Source organism: Nitrosomonas limosa, assembly GCF_054188085.1.
The window spans coordinates 1,051,556-1,069,295 of record NZ_CM135180.1; the positions used below are offsets into that span (position 1 = coordinate 1,051,556).

General features: G+C 51.0%; 14 protein-coding genes. 5 read left to right on the forward strand and 9 right to left on the reverse strand.

The window, feature by feature from the left end:
* Window positions 1–11 precede the first annotated feature (11 nt).
* The 4 genes from ACV7NC_RS04700 to ACV7NC_RS04715 form a co-directional block, all read right to left on the reverse strand.
* Entirely contained in the window at window positions 12–2,852 is a 2,841-nt protein-coding gene (locus ACV7NC_RS04700) for a 2-oxoglutarate dehydrogenase E1 component (protein WP_458154318.1), read from the reverse strand.
* Between the two features lie 30 nt (window positions 2,853–2,882).
* Window positions 2,883–4,184 carry a citrate synthase gene (gene gltA / locus ACV7NC_RS04705; protein ID WP_458154319.1) on the reverse strand — a complete coding sequence of 434 codons (1,302 nt, stop codon included), beginning with the start codon at window positions 4,182–4,184 and terminating at the stop codon, window positions 2,883–2,885.
* 81 nt (window positions 4,185–4,265) lie between these two features.
* A complete protein-coding gene (locus tag ACV7NC_RS04710) occupies window positions 4,266–4,499 on the reverse strand; it encodes an FAD assembly factor SdhE (protein ID WP_458154320.1) in 234 nt (77 codons plus the stop codon).
* Window positions 4,496–5,191 carry a succinate dehydrogenase iron-sulfur subunit gene (locus tag ACV7NC_RS04715; protein ID WP_458154322.1) on the reverse strand — a complete coding sequence of 232 codons (696 nt, stop codon included), beginning with the start codon at window positions 5,189–5,191 and terminating at the stop codon, window positions 4,496–4,498. Before ACV7NC_RS04715 ends, ACV7NC_RS04710 begins: the two co-directional genes overlap by 4 nt.
* A gap of 322 nt (window positions 5,192–5,513) precedes the next feature.
* Between ACV7NC_RS04715 and ACV7NC_RS04720 the strand changes: the two genes are divergently transcribed.
* Together ACV7NC_RS04720 and ACV7NC_RS04725 are read left to right on the forward strand one after the other, a co-directional pair.
* Window positions 5,514–5,903: a hypothetical protein gene (locus ACV7NC_RS04720; RefSeq protein WP_458154323.1), complete on the forward strand. Its 390-nt coding sequence runs from the start codon at window positions 5,514–5,516 to the stop codon at window positions 5,901–5,903.
* 306 nt (window positions 5,904–6,209) lie between these two features.
* The gene (locus ACV7NC_RS04725; protein WP_458154324.1) at window positions 6,210–6,710 is read left to right on the forward strand and encodes a hypothetical protein; all 501 of its coding nucleotides are present in this window, start codon (window positions 6,210–6,212) and stop codon (window positions 6,708–6,710) included.
* 34 nt (window positions 6,711–6,744) lie between these two features.
* Here the strand turns inward: ACV7NC_RS04725 and ACV7NC_RS04730 are convergent, their stop codons facing one another.
* Window positions 6,745–7,662: a porin family protein gene (locus ACV7NC_RS04730; protein WP_458154325.1), complete on the reverse strand. Its 918-nt coding sequence runs from the start codon at window positions 7,660–7,662 to the stop codon at window positions 6,745–6,747.
* 483 nt (window positions 7,663–8,145) lie between these two features.
* On the opposite strand from ACV7NC_RS04730, the gene ACV7NC_RS04735 reads away from it, so the two are divergent.
* Window positions 8,146–9,888: a peroxidase family protein gene (locus ACV7NC_RS04735; RefSeq protein WP_458154326.1), complete on the forward strand. Its 1,743-nt coding sequence runs from the start codon at window positions 8,146–8,148 to the stop codon at window positions 9,886–9,888.
* Window positions 9,889–9,963: 75 nt separating this feature from the next.
* Here ACV7NC_RS04735 and ACV7NC_RS04740 read toward each other — a convergent pair whose 3' ends face one another.
* The 4 genes from ACV7NC_RS04740 to mfd all read right to left on the reverse strand — a co-directional run bounded on the left by ACV7NC_RS04740 (window position 9,964) and on the right by mfd (window position 15,867).
* Window positions 9,964–10,965 (reverse strand): SRPBCC family protein, encoded by a 1,002-nt coding sequence (locus ACV7NC_RS04740; RefSeq protein ID WP_458154327.1) that lies wholly within the window; start codon window positions 10,963–10,965, stop codon window positions 9,964–9,966.
* A 104-nt stretch (window positions 10,966–11,069) separates the two neighbouring features.
* Window positions 11,070–11,606, reverse strand: a complete 537-nt coding sequence (locus ACV7NC_RS04745) for an REP-associated tyrosine transposase (RefSeq protein ID WP_458154328.1) — start codon at window positions 11,604–11,606, stop codon at window positions 11,070–11,072.
* Window positions 11,607–11,828: 222 nt separating this feature from the next.
* Window positions 11,829–12,287, reverse strand: coding sequence for a hypothetical protein (locus tag ACV7NC_RS04750; protein WP_458154330.1), 459 nt, complete (start codon window positions 12,285–12,287; stop codon window positions 11,829–11,831).
* Between the two features lie 121 nt (window positions 12,288–12,408).
* Window positions 12,409–15,867 (reverse strand): transcription-repair coupling factor, encoded by a 3,459-nt coding sequence (mfd, locus tag ACV7NC_RS04755; protein WP_458154331.1) that lies wholly within the window; start codon window positions 15,865–15,867, stop codon window positions 12,409–12,411.
* Between the two features lie 347 nt (window positions 15,868–16,214).
* Here mfd and ACV7NC_RS04760 point away from each other — a divergent pair, with 347 nt between their 5' ends.
* A complete protein-coding gene (locus tag ACV7NC_RS04760; RefSeq protein WP_458154332.1) occupies window positions 16,215–16,967 on the forward strand; it encodes a TRAP transporter TatT component family protein in 753 nt (250 codons plus the stop codon).
* A 116-nt stretch (window positions 16,968–17,083) separates the two neighbouring features.
* On the forward strand, window positions 17,084–17,680 hold the full coding sequence (locus ACV7NC_RS04765) for a histidine phosphatase family protein (protein ID WP_458154333.1): 597 nt from the start codon (window positions 17,084–17,086) through the stop codon (window positions 17,678–17,680).
* The last annotated feature ends 60 nt before the right edge of the window (window positions 17,681–17,740 follow it).

The window sequence follows — 17,740 nt, forward strand, 5'->3', positions numbered from 1 at the left end:
GCGCCCTCTTACTAAATTTTTTCTCGGAATGCCGCAACGATCAACTCGTTTTGCGTAAATTTGTGTCTAGCCGTGTAACCGACCGCCGGGGAAGCCGACGACGCTCGCAATGCATAAGCCAACGCTTGATTCGGTTTCATGTGACGCAATAAATAATGCTGAATGCGGTGCCACGCGCCTTGATTGCCCGGTTCTTCCTGGCACCACACCACTTCTTTGGCATTCACGAAACGATCGATTTCCGCCTGAAATTCCTCATGCGGAAATGGATACAATTGCTCCAGACGAATGATCGCCATATCGCCGATGCGCTGCTCTTTTCGGTAAGCCAGCAATTCATAATAAATTTTTCCGCTGCAAACAATGAGCCGTTTAATAGTGCGTGGATCCAGATTGTCGGTCTCAGAAATGACCGGGTAAAAATAACCATGCGCCAATTCATCCAAACTCGATACCGACTCCTTATGCCGCAACAGGCTTTTCGGACTCATGATGATCAACGGCTTACGGATCGGGCGAATCATTTGCCTGCGCAGCAAATGGAACATCTGCGCTGGTGTCGATGGGACGCACACTTGAATATTGTAATCGGCGCACAACTGCAAATAGCGTTCCAGCCGCGCCGAAGAATGCTCCGGTCCTTGTCCTTCGTAACCATGCGGCAACATCATGACCAAGCCGCACAACCGCCCCCACTTGGCCTCTCCGGAAGCAATGAACTGATCGATAACCACTTGAGCGCCGTTGGCAAAATCACCGAACTGAGCTTCCCAGATCACCAGCTCATTCGGCTGTGTGGTGGCATAGCCGTATTCAAAACCCAATACCGCTTCTTCCGACAACATCGAATTGATCACGACGAAATCAGGTTGTTCCGGATAAAGATGGCGCAACGGCACATAAATCCGCTCGTTCTGATCCGCGGCTACTTGATCGTGCAATTCCGCATGGCGATGAAAAAAAGTCCCGCGCCCCGAATCCTGGCCCGATAATCTGACCGGATAACCCTCCTTCAGCAAGGCGGCGTAGGCCAGATTCTCGGCCATCCCCCAATCCAGCGGTAATTCGCCTTTACCCATTAACCGCCGGTCGGCCATTATCTTTTCCACACGGGGGTGCAACTTGAACCCCTCGGGAATATCCGTAAGCCGTAGAGAAAGTTGCTTGAGCATCTGCAATGAAACACCGGTTTTAACTTTTTTGTTCCACTTGAACGGCCGGATAAACGGCTCCCAGTTAATCGCATACGGCGACCTGTAGTCGTAACAGACGGCTTTATTCGGATTGACGCCTTCATCCATCGCTTCCCGGTATGACTGCATGAGCAAATCCGCGTCCTGCGGCTGAATCACTTTCTCCGCGACCAGCCGGTCGGCGTACAACTGACGGGTGCCAGGATGCCGGCTGATCACTTGATACATTTTCGGCTGCGTCACCATCGGTTCATCTTGTTCATTGTGCCCCAGCTTGCGGAAACACACCAAATCAACCACCACATCTTTGTGAAACCGCATGCGGAAATCAAACGCCAATTCCGCCGCCATCACCACCGCTTCCGGATCATCGCTATTGACATGAAAAATCGGCGCTTCAATCATCTTGGCAACATCGGTGCAATACAATGTCGAACGGCTATCGCGCGGATCCGAGGTAGTAAACCCGATTTGGTTATTGATAATGATATGCACCGTGCCACCGGTACCATAGCCACGCGTTTGCGATAAATTCAGCGTTTCCATTACCACGCCTTGACCGGCAAAAGCGGCGTCCCCGTGAATTAACAGCGGCAACACCCGGTCGCCTAATTTATCGTTGAGCAAATGCTGGCGCGCGCGCACCGAGCCTTCAACGACCGGATTGACAATCTCCAAATGCGAAGGATTAAACGCCAATGCCAAACGCACGATACCATCGGCGGTTTTGATCGCCGACGAAAATCCTTGATGATATTTCACATCGCCGGAAGGTAGGTGTTGCGGCTGTTTTTCTTCAAATTCCCGGAACAAATCACCGGGCATTTTCCCCAACGTATTAACCAATACGTTAAGCCGGGCGCGATGCGCCATACCCATAACAATCTGCTGCACACCGGTTTTTCCGGCTCGATGAATAATACTGTCGAGCAGCGGAATCAGACTTTCGTTACCTTCCCCGGAAAATCGTTTCTGTCCGACGTAACGGGTATGCAGATACTTTTCCAATCCCTCCGCCGCAACCAATCGCTCCAGAATATGCCGCTTATAGTCGGGGGAAAAATCCGGGTTGGAACGTTGACCTTCCAAGCGCGCCTGAATCCAGCGTTTTTGTTCGACCGAAGAAATATACATATATTCAGCGCCGATCGAACCGCAATAGGTTTCCCGCAAAATTTGCAGGATCTCGCGCAAAGAAGCGCGTTCGGGACCAACCAGCGAACCGGTATTGAATACTTTGTCCATATCCACTTCGGTAAATCCGAAGTGGGCAGGATTCAGTTCGGGAATGTCTGTTTGCTGTTTGAGTCCGAGCGGATCGAGTTTTGCTTGATTAAGACCGAGATACCGGTGCATGTTTATCAGTTGCAGCACAGCAACTTGCTTACGGTCATCGGTATCCGCCATTACCACTTCGGGTAACGCGGCTTGCGTCTCAATGCCGAGAGGTTTCGCAGCACTGCCACCCGGCACGCTGGTTGCAGGAATTTGCGAAGGTTTGACCTCAACGATATCCGGCTGCTTCGCTAAACGATCAAAATATTCCCGCCATGCCGAACTGACCGAATTGGGATTATGCAGATATTCATCATACACTGCCTCGATAAACGCGGCATTCGCAGCAGCCAGCAGGGGATCGTCCAACAACGGTTTATTCATGGGATGGGTAGCCCTCAAATGGATAAACGTTTATTTCTTGATATACGAATCGGGTACGTCGCGCATCGTTGTACCTGTATAGAGCTGACGGGGACGTCCGATTTTATGTTCCGGATCGGATACCATCTCACTCCATTGCGCGACCCAGCCGACTGTCCGGGCCATCGCGAAAATGGCGGTAAACATACTGGTCGGAATCCCCAGCGCGCGCTGCACGATACCGGAGTAAAAATCGACATTCGGATAGAGCTTGCGCGAAATGAAATAATCGTCTTCCAAGGCAATCTTTTCGAGCTGCAACGCCAGCTTAAACAAGCGGTCATTTTGCAAACCCAATTCATTCAAAACCTCATGACAGGTTTCGCGCATCAGTTTTGCGCGCGGATCCATGTTTTTATAGACACGATGCCCAAAACCCATTAACCGGTAATTGTCTTCTTTGTTTTTAGCACGCCGGATAAATTCATCGATGCGCGACACATCGCCGATTTCCTCCAGCATCCGTAAACATGCCTCGTTAGCTCCGCCATGCGCAGGCCCCCACAAACAAGAAATACCCGCGGAAACACAGGCAAATGGATTGGCGCCGCTGGAGCCGGCCAAGCGGACAGTCGATGTCGAAGCGTTTTGTTCGTGATCGGCATGCAAAATCAGAATACGGTCTAAGGCGCGCACAATCACCGGATTGGCTTCATATTTTTCCGTCGGTACGGAAAACATCATATGCAGGAAATTTTCCGCGTAACTCAGGCTGTTTTGCGGGTAAACATAAGGTTGTCCGATGTTGTATTTATAAGCCATCGCGGTAATCGTCGGCAATTTTGCAATCAAGCGAAACGCGGATTGCTCACGATGCGCCGGATCGGAGATATTCAACGAATCATGATAAAACGCCGACAATGCGCCAACCACGCCGACCATCACTGCCATCGGATGCGCATCGCGGCGGAAGCCGCTGTAAAACCGCACCAATTGTTCGTGCAGCATCGAATGGCTTTTGATCGCCGCATCAAAGGTTTTTTTCTGATCCGGGGCCGGCAATTCTCCATGCAGCAATAAATAGCAGACATCCACAAAATCGCAATGCAATGCCAGCTGCTCGATCGGATAACCGCGATAGAGCAATATTCCTTTATCACCATCAATAAAAGTAATCGTAGAACTATTACTGGCTGTCGACAGAAAACCGGGATCATAAGTAAACAAGCCGCTTTGCGCGTGCAGTTTACGGATATCGATGACATCCGGGCCCATGGTTCCGGATAGCACCGGCAGCTCGATCGGTGCGCTGCCATTATTCAGATTCAGAGTCGCTGTGCCTTTTTGTGCCATAATTACTTCTCCACTTGATGCGTATCGTTACTAGTATGCGCTGTTTCCATACAGACGCACTGCCAGAATACCACTAGAAATCTAACTCTTTTGCAACAATTCCAAGATTGGCAACCATTGCCGATTGGTATTCGCCTTCCGGCCAGTGATTAAATCCCACAAATCGTTATCCGCTAACGACAACAATCGCTCAAATTGCGCCAATCCCTGCGCATCCAAGTCTGCGTAATAACGATGCATGAAACGTTGCAATACGATATCCAATTCGAGCATCCCGCGCCGGCAGCGCCAACACGCCCGTTCGAATTCCTTCATACCATTCGTTTAACCATCATGTCTTTGATTTTGCCGATTGCCTCGGTTGGATTCAAGCCCTTCGGACAGGCATCGGCGCAATTCATGATGGAATGGCAGCGGAATAACCGGTATGGATCTTCTAAATTATCCAGCCGTTCAGCGGTTGCCTGATCGCGGCTATCCGCCAGAAACCGGTACGCTTGCAACAATCCGGCCGGACCGACGAACTTATCCGGATTCCACCAGAACGACGGACACGAAGTTGAACAACACGCGCATAAAATGCATTCGTATACACCATCCAGCGCCGCCCGTTCTTCCGGTGATTGCAGTCTTTCGGTTTCAGGCGGCGGGTCGTTGTTGATCAAATAAGGTTTGATCGAATGATACTGCTGAAAAAATTGCGTCATATCGACGATCAAATCACGGATCACCGGCAAGCCCGGCAACGGGCGGATCTCAACCGGCTCGGTCAAACCGCTGAGAGGCGTGATGCACGATAATCCATTACGACCATTGATATTCATCGCATCCGATCCACAGACCCCCTCGCGGCAAGAGCGTCGCAAACTCAAACTATCATCGACCGTTTTGATTCGCAGTAACGCATCCAGCAGCATCTTATCGGTCGGCGCCAGCTGGATATCATAATCCTGCATATAAGGCTGTTCATCTTTATCGGGATCGTAGCGGTAAATCGAAAATTTCATAGACTGGCTCCGGCTGGTTGATGGATGGATTCAAGTCAGAAAATAACTTCGAAAGTCTTGCAGTATACAGATTTGAAATCAAATCCGCATAGTTCGCGTGCTTAAATTACCGCAAACCATAAATGGATTGCAAACCGCACAGCCCGGAATAACTAGATCAGATCGATCGATCCGGTCCCTGCAGAGTTTACTTCATTGAAATCAAAACAGAATCATCTAATGGTTTCCCTTATACAAAAACCAGGGTTTCCCCAATATACGTTGTCTTTTGCCTTCGCTAAGATGGCAACACTTAAGAATTTTAACGATGGAGGAAATTAAAATGAAAGCATTGAAAATAAGCGCTATTTTGTCTGTCCTCGCATTCGGTTTGATGACAGCTTCCGCATTTGCCGAAGTGCCCGCATTGCCGAGTAACATCAATCCCAATGACCATGTAGCCGCAGCTACCTATTACGAAAACCTGGCGAAAGAAGAAGCTGCGATTGTGGAAAAATACCGGCAAGATCTGGAAGAGCATGAAGATCACGCGTATGTCTACGGCCGCAGAGGACAAGATGATGTATCGCATTTGCGTGCCAATATTCGTGAGCATGAGCATCAGCTTGAAGAGGATCTGGCACAAGCAGAATTACACAAAAATATGTTAACCGTTGATCAACAAGCTAAGAGCACCAACAGTAACAGCATGAATGCAGCAGCCGTACAGTAATTAGTTAAGCAGTACTTTCATATCCCTTTTGTACAGTCAGTTGAGAATCGTTGCTACATTTGTTCATCCTCCGGCCCTGACGCCGGAGGCTTTTTTTGATCTCTCAAAAAAACTGTTCACTCACTCCACCAAAGTAATAAAAGTATAACTATGCCGCTAGCTGTGCGATCTTAGCGGTCAAATCCCTCGCCTGAGCACATTAGATGATTGCCAAAGGCTTGTTTGAGCAATTCCCGGAACAGCAGCATGCGGCATACTGGCGCGAGTAGGGTGCAATAACCGCAGGGCTTTGCACCATTTTTCCGATTGATACGCCTCCTTACAGTCGGCACATCCTACTGTGCTGCGATTCTCGCGACCAAAGGCAATGAGGATTGTCATATCATTTTACGTGGCGGTCGCAAACCGAATTTTGACGAAGCCAACGTTAAATCGACTGAAGTAGAATTGGTTAAGGCGAATCTGGTACCTCATTTGATGATCGATTTCATTCATGCGAACAGTCATAAGGATTATCGTCGCCAATCGGAAGTTGCGGTTGTTGTCGCAGGACAAATCGCTGCCGGGTCGCGCGCGATCTTTGGCGTCATGATCGAAAGTCATTTGGTGGAAGGCAATCAAAGAATCGATGGCAAGAAACGTGAAGAATTGGTTTATGGACAGAGCATTACCGATGGTTGCATCGGTTTTGATACAGCCGAAAAGATACTGCATCAACTTGCTGAGGCGGTAGAAAAACGTAGGAAAATTAAGGAAATGGAATGGATCGGTGGCGCTCCAAATCAGGATATCGCTAGGACATCCTGATTTTGTGAGCGCCACCTGCTTTCATTGCACTTCTTTAGAAACCGATGCCGAGATAACCGCCGGCAGTTAAACCATCAACATCAATACCGTCTTTTTTACCGCCGGTGATATGGTAGCGAGCATCTATACCCGCGTAGAAATCCTTCCACAAGCGATATTCCGCACCGCCGCCGAATACCACTCCGGGAATAAAGAATGATGCCGATTCGCCAGGCGGACTGATGATATGCATGCCAAAACCGGCTGGAATCAACCAAGGTCTGAATCGAGAACCTTCCATGAATTTGATTTTGGGTGAAGCATAGATCGACAATTGGCTGGCCGTTACGCTATGAGGATTTGTTGCTCCGCCTACGAGTTGGGTCGGCATATTGGCCAGTGCATTACCTTGCACGTGCGAACTGAATTGTTTGTACTCAAGCATAAATTCTGCAAGGACTTGCGTTTTGGGCACCATACCCCAGGTATTTTTGGTTAAATTCCAATCAAAGCCGGCACCGAAATACCAGGCGTTTTTATCAGGGCGATCCTGAGCGCCGGCAGGAACGACGTCGCTATGAAATACTAAACCGTCACGATGTTGCGAGCTATGGGCGAAACCGCCGCGGAAAAATACCATGTTGGCTTTGCTGCCTTCTTGCTCCATTTCGCCGGATGGTTTATGAGCAGTTTGATGTACTGTTTCGCGTGCAGCTTCTTTTTGCTGAATAGCTTCGACTTTTTGTGTAACTTGTGTGGATTGCGTTCTGAGCTTTTCCAATTCGTTATGCATTGATTGCATATTGCTTTGCATCATCTGCATGCCTTTCTGCATTTCCAGTAATCGTGTTTCCAATTCTTTGATTCTCAGTGCCGCAGCGTCTTGAGCCTGTGCTTGCGGTGCAATAGTGATACTTAAAACAATCAGAGCGGCCCGCAGGGTAGAGCTAGCCGGTTCAAAAAATTTCATCATTTATATATCCTTTCGTTTTTAATAAATTGAGTGCTTCGATCCGATGATTGCACTAATGAAGATATTTCAAATTCAATTAATAAGATTATGTAATATTTGCTATTTTCCGGATCGAGGCGCAAGTTTATAAGCAGGCTTGTTAATTATTTGTAAAACTCGTTGCGTTAGACGGTACTCGAAAATTCACCTATCTGATGAGGGTGCAATAACCGCAGGGCATTGCACCTTTTTTCCGATTGATGCTGACTGCACTGTCTCGGTCCTTCGTTCCGTACGCCCCACCCTTCATCACGTTCGTCGAATTAATCAACACCTCCCTGAAAATCCGGCTGAATCAATGGCCTCTTTGAATAATTGCTTGTCAAGTTGGAATTATGCTCAGTAAACTGCGCGGATCCATTAAGGAAGCGCGGTGATTTTTCAGAGCTTCTTCAGCAAAGTAATGGCACTGATTGATTTTTTATCTTTACGGGAGCTGTGATTATGTTTGATCGACCCTGGTACAAGTTACCCCTGCCGCTGGCCCTATTGAAATTGGTTCAATTCCGTAACAAATTGCGCAAGGAAAACCTGCACGATACGTCGGCATTGCCGAATCGTGGCGATTTGCCCAAACCTTGGCCCGATCAGAAAGGTGTTTATCATTATTGGCGCACTGCGGATGGCAGCTTTAACGATTTAAAACAACCGGAAATGGGCATGGCGGGGACCCGTTTCGGGCGTAACGTCCCCTTAAGCGATGTCAACGCCGATGAACAATCGCTGCATCGCCCCAGCACCCGGAAAGTCAGCCAGGCTTTGCTGACGCGGGAGAAATTCGTTCCAGCGACGATTTTGAACGTCCATGCAGCATCGTGGATTCAATTTCAAACACATGACTGGTTCTCGCATGGCACCAACCAGCCAGGCAATCAATGGGAAGTTCCGGTCGAAGCGGATGATTCGTGGCCGCAAGACCAACGCCCGATGAAAGTCGACAAAACACTGGCGGATCGCAGCCGCCCTGCCACTGCCACCCCGCCGACTTTTATCAACACCGAGACGCATTGGTGGGATGCTTCGCAGATTTATGGCAGCAGTCAGGAAATGATCGACAAATTGCGTTCGCACAGCGACGGTAAAATGCGCATTGAAGCCGATGGTTATTTGCCGCTTGAGAAAGGCATCGATCTGGTGGCATTTCCCGGCACCTGGTGGTTCGGCCTGAGCATGCTGCATACGCTGTTCGTGAAGGAACACAACAGCATTTGCGATCACCTCAAGCAAGCTTATCCGCAGTGGGATGACGAGCAATTGTTCAACCATGCGCGGCTGATTAATGCCGCATTGATCGCTAAAATCCATACCGTCGAATGGACACCGGCGATTCTGCCGCACCCGGCGACCGCCTTGGCGATGCGTATTAACTGGTGGGGGATTCTCGGCCAGCGCTTCAAGAAAATGTTTGGCCGCGTCGGCACCGGCGAAGTGCTCAGCGGCATCATCGGTTCGACGCCGGAGCATCATGCCGCGCCGTATTACCTGACCGAAGAATTCGTGTCGGTTTACCGCATGCACCCGCTGGTGCCGGACCAGTTTGACTTTTATTCGCATCAAACCGGCGAGCCGATCGCCAGCAAACCCTTCATGGAAGGATTCGATAAAAAAACCCGCTCGATGATGCAGGAAATCGGCATGGAGAATCTGTTCTATTCGTTTGGTATCAACCACCCCGGCGCGTTGACGTTGCACAATTATCCGAATTTTCTGCGCAAGCTGGTGAAGGAAAACGGCGAAGCCTTCGATCTGGCCGCCGTCGATATTCTGCGCGACAGAGAACGCGGTGTGCCCCGCTATAACCGTTTTCGCGAGCTGGTCGGGCGCGGGCGCGTGCAATCATTCGAAGAAATCACCAGCAACCCGCAGTGGGCCGAAGAGCTGCGCAAGGTTTACGATAACGATATCAACCAAGTCGACTTGATGGTCGGGCTTTACGCGGAGGACATACCCGAAGGCTTCGGCTTCAGCGAAACCGCATTCCGGGTGTTCATCCTGATGGCGTCGCGCCGCCTCAAGAGCGACCGCTTCTTTACCAAGGATTACCGCGCCGAAGTGTATACACAGCAAGGTTTGGATTGGATTGAAGACAATACTATGCTGACCGTGCTGCGCCGCCATCACCCCGGATTATCTCCGGCGCTTGACGGAATCCAAAACGCATTCGCGCCGTGGCGGCGGATTAAGTAAGTCTTTGCTGATATTTCTTCGATGAAACTGGGTTCATAACAATCCAGTTTCATCGTTCTATTATTGGCGTTGTAACTAGGGATACGGACGGCCATCCTTATGAAAGAAATGCCATGAGCCGTCGGCAAACCGGGCGACAAGATCATCATCCGGATAGCTGACTTCATCGCCGGGTGTCCGATCGCCGACTTCCAAATACACCGCATCTCCCGAAGTTTCGTTGACAAGATGATGCGCATTGCCGGTACCTGCTTTGAACCCGGCGCACATACCCACATGCAGTTCCGTGCGGCCTGCGCCGGAATAAAGTGCAAGCATACCGGATACGACGTAGACGAACTCGTCTTGCTTGCTGTGCGTATGACGCAGCGCCGACATCGCTCCGGGCGCAAGCACGGTAATATTCACGCCAAAATTGGTAAGCCCGAACAAATCACCCAGCGGTAGCTTCACGCGCCCGTTCATCATTGAGCGGAACGGCTCCGGATAGCTGGAAGGCGTCGTTCGTGGCGCTGCATCAAGCGCGGTAATTGAATGAATTTTTGTGTTCACGGTGGGGGAGCGTAAGTCGATGTCAGGTTTAACGTCTAAGCTGACCGGGCTCGCGTTTTGACCGTATTCTGCATCGTGTCGATTCCGATCCAATTCTTGGCTGAGGTTTTGCAGAACTAACTGCATTGATCGTGAATGAATCTGTGCAAGATTAAGTACCTTGCCAAGTAGCACAGCTATCCAGCCATGTGCCTTGACGTCGAGTTTGTAGATCACGTGCGTTTCTTGGCCTAGTGACTCCAATCGCCACTCGCCGAAGCCTTCGATGAAGCCGCCGAGATATCGCATCTGTATGTGCTTCGGTTCATCCACCGATTCGACCCGGCAGCGAAAAGGCTGCCCGCCGGCGGGACGTATTTCCACCTCCGTACCCAGCAGCGGCGCACCACCCGAAAGGACGCGTATTTCGAGAGACTTCGGCCACCACCGGGGATACCCTGCTATGTCAGCCAGCACCGGCCATATTTCGGTTGATGGGAAGGGGATCGTAATCTCGTCGGTAGCATGTATCGGTGTACTGTTCATCGTCTTTTCAGGCTCTTGGCGCGGACAGTGGGAGCCGCGTAACGTTTCAGTTTAGGTCGTAGGTCGTAGGACGTAGGTTGGGGTGAGCTTGCGAACCCCAACTTTTAATTTCGCTCACCATAACTGCCTTCATTACTGTTATCAATGTATCCGCCCCAATCATTCGAAATGATCCCAGCCTTGATATACCGGTGAATGCTCGAATAAGGCCATTCGCTTGCCTGGTGAACGTATACATGTTTTACCGGATTGTAATGAATGTAATCGACATGCCGCTCAAAATCATTTTCGTCACGAATCAAATGCTCCCAATACCGGCGTTGCCAAATTCCACGCTCGCCTTTGGAAATCCGGCTGGCATTGCGGTGTTCGTTCATGGCGATTTTTCGTGAGAAGCCCGATTTGATCAGCATCCATCGAGTTGCAAAATCTGCATCGTCAGGCGGTAAAGTCCATATCGCATGCAGATGATCCGGCAACACGACGAACGCATCGATGTGAAAGGGATGCCGTTGCTTCACCACTTTGACAGCCAAGCGCAAAATTTCCACATGATCCAATAACAAGCGCAGGTGAGGTTGCGCAAGATTGACCGTGAAGAAATAGGTTCCGCCTTTTACATCAGCGCGCCGGTATCGCATGGTTGATCATTTCCTCATACCAATATTTGATGTTGGGGTTCGCGGGCTTACCCCAACCTACCGGGCTACACATATGCCTTCTCCTTTTCTCGCCTCAAGACCAAGAGACCACAAGACCTCGCTGAGCACACTTGAGACAACCGCATGCGCGACATTCAGTGCTTGATTTGCCTCGGTGCGATCGGCATGAAAGCCTTGATGGACAACCTTGTTTCTTTTCTCTTACAGTGCTTCAATTTCTTTTAGTAGAGTGCTTGATTCGCCCTCTCGTTTTATTTCCTCAAGTTTCGACTCGGTAAGGTGGTTAAAAAGTTTCCCGAGCAGTTTGTGATAGCGCTTAAGGCCTGATTGACTGAGCGTTTCATTGACAATGACTTCGGCAACAGCTTCGCTATGAATTAGCCCGTAAATGACGGGTTTCAGTAGTGTAGCTTTTAGAAAAAGCTCAATTGACGAAACAGCAAACACAAGCGCTGCTTCGTGTTGCTGAAGCTGGAAAAGCTGCTCCGCATTGCGGAGCATGAACACGGCTGGTTTGGCTACATTTGGATTTGCCAGATAGTAGGAGCGGAGCCGATCAACAGCAAATTCTTGAACGGCTTGTTCTTTGTGCTCAGGATACAGTTCATCTGCAAGACGAGCGTACATTTCTTCGCGAGCGATATCGAACTCGTCATCCATGTGATGAGATTCCTAACTAGAATTAGACGTCCAGAATGACGCAATAGAATACGTCATTTCAAATTTCAATATAACAAACATTTCTAAATTCATAAACTCGCGGAAAAATATCTTCGACTAATCACCCCAACTTCTGCATCAACTCCTTAATCCGCATGACCCGCTTATTCACGTCCTCAATCTTCACCAGAATTTTCAGTCGGTCCTGGCCGGATAGTGAGTATTCGCGGCTGCTTTGAATCAGTTGGATGATTTTGAGCGGGTCGATGGGTGGGTTGGGGATGAATTGCACTTGGATGCTGTCGGCGCTGGCGTCGATGCGGGTGATGCCGAGCGGTTTGGCGGCGATGCGCAGGCGGTGGCAGTCGATCAGGGCGCGGGTGGGATTCGGCAACAATCCGAAGCGGTCGATCAGTTCGCGTTGCATGTCGTCGAGCTGGTCGTTGTCGGCGCAGTTGGCCATGCGCTTGTACAGCACCAGGCGTTCGTGGATGTCGTGGCAGTAGTCGTCCGGCAATAGCGCAGGCACGTGCAGGTTGATTTCGGTGGCGACACCGAGCGGATGTTGCATGTCGGGTTCCTTGCCTTGCTTGAGCGATTGGATTGCGGTGTCGAGCATAGCGCTGTAGAGGCTAAAACCGACTTCCTGCATTTCGCCGCTTTGCGATTCGGAGAGCACTGCGCCGGCGCCGCGGATTTCCAGGTCGTGCATCGCCAGGTAAAAGCCGGAACCGAGCTCTTCCATCGCCTGGATCGCTTCCAGACGCTTTTTCGCTTGCGCGCCGAGTGCCGCTTCCGGCGGTGTCAGCAAATACGCGTAAGCCTGGTGGTGCGAACGTCCGACCCGGCCGCGCAGTTGATGCAATTGCGCCAGACCGAATTTGTGCGCTTCGTTGATGATGATGGTGTTGGCACTGGGAATGTCGATACCGGTTTCGATGATCGTGGTGCACAGCAGGATATTGAAGCGCTGCTGGTAGAAATCGCGCATCACGTGTTCCAGTTCGCGTTCCGGCATTTGGCCGTGGGCGACGTTGATGCGCGCCTCCGGCAGCAATCCGCTGAGTTTTTCGTACATCAATTGGATGCTACTGACTTCGTTGTGCAGGAAGTAAATCTGCCCGCCGCGTTTCAGTTCGCGCAGGCACGCTTCGCGGATGATGCCCATCGAGAAACTGGTGACGAAAGTGCGGATTGCCAGGCGACGCTGCGGCGCGGTGGCGATGATGGAGAAATCACGCAGACCTTCGAGTGACATCGCCAGCGTGCGCGGGATCGGTGTTGCAGTGAGCGTCAGCACGTCGACCTCGGCGCGCAGTTTCTTCAGTTGTTCTTTTTGTCGCACGCCGAAACGGTGTTCCTCGTCGATGATCACCAGTCCCAGATTCTTGAAATGTACGTCTTTCTGGATCAGTTTGTGCGTGCCGATGATGATGTCGATTTCGCCTTTGGCCAGACCGGCGATCGCTTGCGTTTGCTCCTTGGCGGAGCGGAAGCGCGACAATTCGGCGATTTTGACTGGCCATTGATCGGCGATCAGGCCGAAGCGGTCGGAGAAATTCTGGAAATGCTGTTCCGCCAGTAGCGTGGTTGGCACCAGCACTGCGACTTGCTTGCCGTCGGCGATGGCGATAAACGCGGCGCGCAACGCTACCTCAGTTTTGCCGAAGCCGACGTCGCCGCAAATCAACCGGTCCATCGGCTTGCCGGAGGTTAAATCCTCGATTACGGCTTTGATCGCAGCCGCTTGGTCGGGGGTTTCCTCGAAACCGAAACCTTCGGAAAACGCATCGTAATCGTGCTGCTGCAGCGAGAACTTATGGCCTTCGCGTGCGGCGCGCTGGGCGTATAGATTCAGCAATTCCGCCGCGGTGTCGCGCACTTGTTGCATCGCTTTGCGTTTGGCTTTGTCCCACTGGCTGCTCCCGAGCTTGTGCAATGGCGCCGATTCCGGCGCGCCGCCGCTGTAGCGTCCGATTAAATACAGTTGCGACACCGGCACGTACAATTTGTCGCCGCCGTCGTATTCCAACGCCAAAAATTCGCTCAATTCACCGGGTTCGCCTTCGCCGACGTCCATGCTGACCAAGCCGAGATAGCGGCCGATGCCGTGCTGTTCGTGCACCACCGGGTCGCCGGGTTTGATTTCCGACAAATCGCGCAGGATGTTGTCGGTCGATGTGGCCGATTTGCGCGATTCGCGCTCACGGCGGCCGTGCAGGTGCGTGGCGTACAGTTCGCTTTCGGTAATGAAAGCGATTTTCGCGGAGCCGTCGATAAAACCGGTATGCAGCGGCGCGACGCCGAGCATGAACGGTTCCTGGCTGTCCAAGAACGCGGCGAAATCCTGACAAACCACCGGATGCAGATCGTATTGCTGCAAATACTCGGCGACCAATTCGCGCCGCCCCAAGCTTTCCGCCAGTAGCAGCACCCGCCCGCCAGTCATCTTGAACTGTGCGATAAAACCCGCCAGTTTTTCCAATGGATTTTCCGCGTGCCGGTTGACTTGCACCGATGGCAGCGGCTGGCTGGTTTTGACATCAGTGACTTTAACGTCCTGCGGATTCACCAATAATTCAATGCGCGCATATGGTTTGATCGAACCGAAGAACTGATCGCTGGTTAAGAACAGCTCGGTTGGCGGCAACAACGGCCGATCGCTGTCGCCGCGCAGTAATTGATAGCGCGATTGGGTATCGCGCCAAAATTCGTCGATCACCGGGCGGACATCGTGGTGCAAGCAGAGCCGGGTGTTTTCCGGCAAATAATCGAACAGCGTCGCGGTTTGCTCGAAAAACAGCGGCAAATAGTATTCGATACCGGCGGGTGTACCGCCCTTGCTGATGTCTTTGTAAATCTGCTTCTTCGACGGATCGCCTTCGAATTGCTCGCGGAATTTACCGCGGAAAAACGTGCGCCCGGCTTCATCGAGCGGAAACTCGCGCGCGGGTAACAGCCGGATTTCCTTGACCGGATAGATACTGCGCTGCGTGTCGACATCGAAGGTGCGGATGGTGTCGATGTCGTTGTCCAGCAGGTCGATACGGTACGGCAGCGGACTGCCCATCGGAAACAAATCGATCAAGCCGCCGCGCACGCTGTATTCACCCGGTGAAAACACTTGCGTGACATGTGAATAACCCGCCAGGGTCAATTGGCTGCGCAACCCGGCAACATCGAGCGTTTCACCTTGCTTGAGGAAAAACGTATGTGCAGCCAAGTATTCTCGTGGCAACATGCGATACAGCGCAGTGGTCAACGGCGCGATCAGCACATCGCAAGCGCCGGTCATCACTTGATAGAGCGCCGCGAGCCGCTCGGATACCAAATCATGATGCGGCGAAAAGGTATCGTACGGCAGCGTTTCCCAGTCCGGCAACAGATGCGTTTTCAGTTCCGGTGCAAAATAAGGAATTTCTTCCAGCAAGCGCTGTGCGTCGAGTGCATTGGCGGTAATGATCGCCACGGGTTTTGCTTGTTGCGCGAGCTGCGCCAGAAATAGCGCATCGCTGGAACCGGCAAAATCGGCGTAACGGAGAACAGCGCCCGGCTCGGGTAAAATCGGTTTTTGATGCATTTAATAAAATGGTCGTATTGTTGTGCTAAAAGCTATAGGCGGCAAGGCAAACAGTAATCAAAAACCGCCTATTATATGCGAGTTCTGAGCTGCCTTAATGAATGTAAGTGCTGCTTGAGGACGATGGATTGGCTATGAACAATGCGCGAATTTCCGTGTTATTTCTAGTTTTAAATTGTCCGGAATAGCGCTATTCTAATCAACAGTCACTTAACTGCCTGTATTTGGATTAGAATAGACATACATTTTCTGAAAGAATAAACATGAGTGCTATCATGAAAATGAACTTATCGCACCTAGAACCAAAAATGATTCGATTGACTTGCAAGTTGATTGCATTAGCTTGTATGTCAACGCCGTTTTTTGCACAAAATTATGCAAATGCTGCGGTATTAACCGAAGAAAATCAGCAAAAAATTGAATGGGCGGTGTGGCGATACGCTGTCGATACGCCCTTACTGGTACAAACCATCGATTGGTTTCGCGGTTTGACGAAGGATACCCGCGAATCGGCTGCGATCGCCGAGCTTTCCCGTCTGAAATTCATGCGAGCGCAACTGGAACTCGACAAGAATCACCGGGTACAGCTATTTGAACGCTGCATTACTACAGCGGACCGTGCTTTGATGATCAATCCCAACGATGTCCGAGGGCTTTTCTGGAAAGCTGCTGCGATGGGAAAAATGGCGGAAGACAGCGGTATCTTGAATGCGCTGAGAATGCTGCGGCCGATGGAAGAATTGCTGCTGAAAGTAGTCGAATTGGACGAAAGATACGAAAATGCCGGCGCGCACCGGGCGCTGGGCCGGATGTATCATAAGCTGCCGGGTTTCCCAATCAGTTTTGGCAGTAACCAGAAAGCGTTGGCACACCTCAAACGCGCGCACGAACTTTTCCCTGAAGATGTCATTACCCGCGCGTTTTATGCTGAGCTGTTGTATGACATCGGCAAAAAGGATGAAGCACGCAAGCACGCGGATTTCGTGTTAGCTGCTCCGATTGCCGAGGAAGACGCGTTGGAATTCTCAGAATATGTCGACATTGCGCTCGGAGTCGTCAAGAAAACCGGCGGGGCAAATATCCGTTTGGGAAATTATTAGCATCCCGATCAAAATCTCATCAACTGCAACAGCCGTTTTTTTGATTTAACTCAGGTTGAACGCCGCTTAAATCGGATAAACTAGCAATAATTCCGATTTATCTTATCTAAGTTTTTATGGCAGAAACGGTTATTGATTTAATCCGTCACGGTGAACCGGCGGGTGGGAGCCGCTATCGCGGTCATGGTGTGGACGATCCGCTTACGGAAAGAGGATGGACGCAAATGTGGAGCGCAATTGGCGATTATCGGCAATGGAACCAGATTATCAGCTCGCCGTTGCTGCGTTGCCATACCTTCGCAACGGCACTTGGGGAACGTTACGGAATTCCTCTTGCTGTCGAATCGCGCTTCAGGGAAGTCGGTTTCGGCGTGTGGGAAGGACTCAGTCACGATGACATCAAGATCGGGCGGATGGCCGAGTACCAAGCGTTTTTGCGGGATCCGGTGAATTGCCGCCCGCATGACGCGGAGCCGCTCGACGATTTTATGCAACGTGTCAGCGCAGCATACGATGAAGTGATCGCACGACATACCGGCAGACGGATTCTGATCGTTGCGCATGCCGGCGTAATGCGTGCGATTATCGCCAAAACTGTCCATGCCTCGCCGACCGGTCTTTATCGCATCAAAATCAGTAACGGCGGCGTGACCCGTATCCGCCATTCGTCCGAAGGCGGCGTACTGGAGTTTTTGAACGGTAAACTGGCTTAAAACTATCGCCTTTAGCAGCATGGCGAGAGAAACAATTTCAAAATTCACATCACCTTAGAG

Bases quoted from the DNA above. Each gene is read 5' to 3' on its own strand.
- ACV7NC_RS04765 (WP_458154333.1), top strand. From the start codon at position 17,084: ATGGCAGAAACGGTTATTGATTTAATCCGTCACGGTGAACCGGCGGGT.
- ACV7NC_RS04715 (WP_458154322.1), bottom strand. From the start codon at position 5,191: ATGAAATTTTCGATTTACCGCTACGATCCCGATAAAGATGAACAGCCT.
- ACV7NC_RS04750 (WP_458154330.1), bottom strand. From the start codon at position 12,287: ATGGATGACGAGTTCGATATCGCTCGCGAAGAAATGTACGCTCGTCTT.
- mfd (WP_458154331.1), bottom strand. From the start codon at position 15,867: ATGCATCAAAAACCGATTTTACCCGAGCCGGGCGCTGTTCTCCGTTAC.
- ACV7NC_RS04745 (WP_458154328.1), bottom strand. From the start codon at position 11,606: ATGCGATACCGGCGCGCTGATGTAAAAGGCGGAACCTATTTCTTCACG.
- ACV7NC_RS04735 (WP_458154326.1), top strand. From the start codon at position 8,146: ATGTTTGATCGACCCTGGTACAAGTTACCCCTGCCGCTGGCCCTATTG.
- ACV7NC_RS04720 (WP_458154323.1), top strand. From the start codon at position 5,514: ATGAAAGCATTGAAAATAAGCGCTATTTTGTCTGTCCTCGCATTCGGT.
- gltA (WP_458154319.1), bottom strand. From the start codon at position 4,184: ATGGCACAAAAAGGCACAGCGACTCTGAATCTGAATAATGGCAGCGCA.
- ACV7NC_RS04760 (WP_458154332.1), top strand. From the start codon at position 16,215: ATGTCAACGCCGTTTTTTGCACAAAATTATGCAAATGCTGCGGTATTA.
- ACV7NC_RS04730 (WP_458154325.1), bottom strand. From the start codon at position 7,662: ATGATGAAATTTTTTGAACCGGCTAGCTCTACCCTGCGGGCCGCTCTG.
- ACV7NC_RS04740 (WP_458154327.1), bottom strand. From the start codon at position 10,965: ATGAACAGTACACCGATACATGCTACCGACGAGATTACGATCCCCTTC.
- ACV7NC_RS04700 (WP_458154318.1), bottom strand. From the start codon at position 2,852: ATGAATAAACCGTTGTTGGACGATCCCCTGCTGGCTGCTGCGAATGCC.
- ACV7NC_RS04710 (WP_458154320.1), bottom strand. From the start codon at position 4,499: ATGAAGGAATTCGAACGGGCGTGTTGGCGCTGCCGGCGCGGGATGCTC.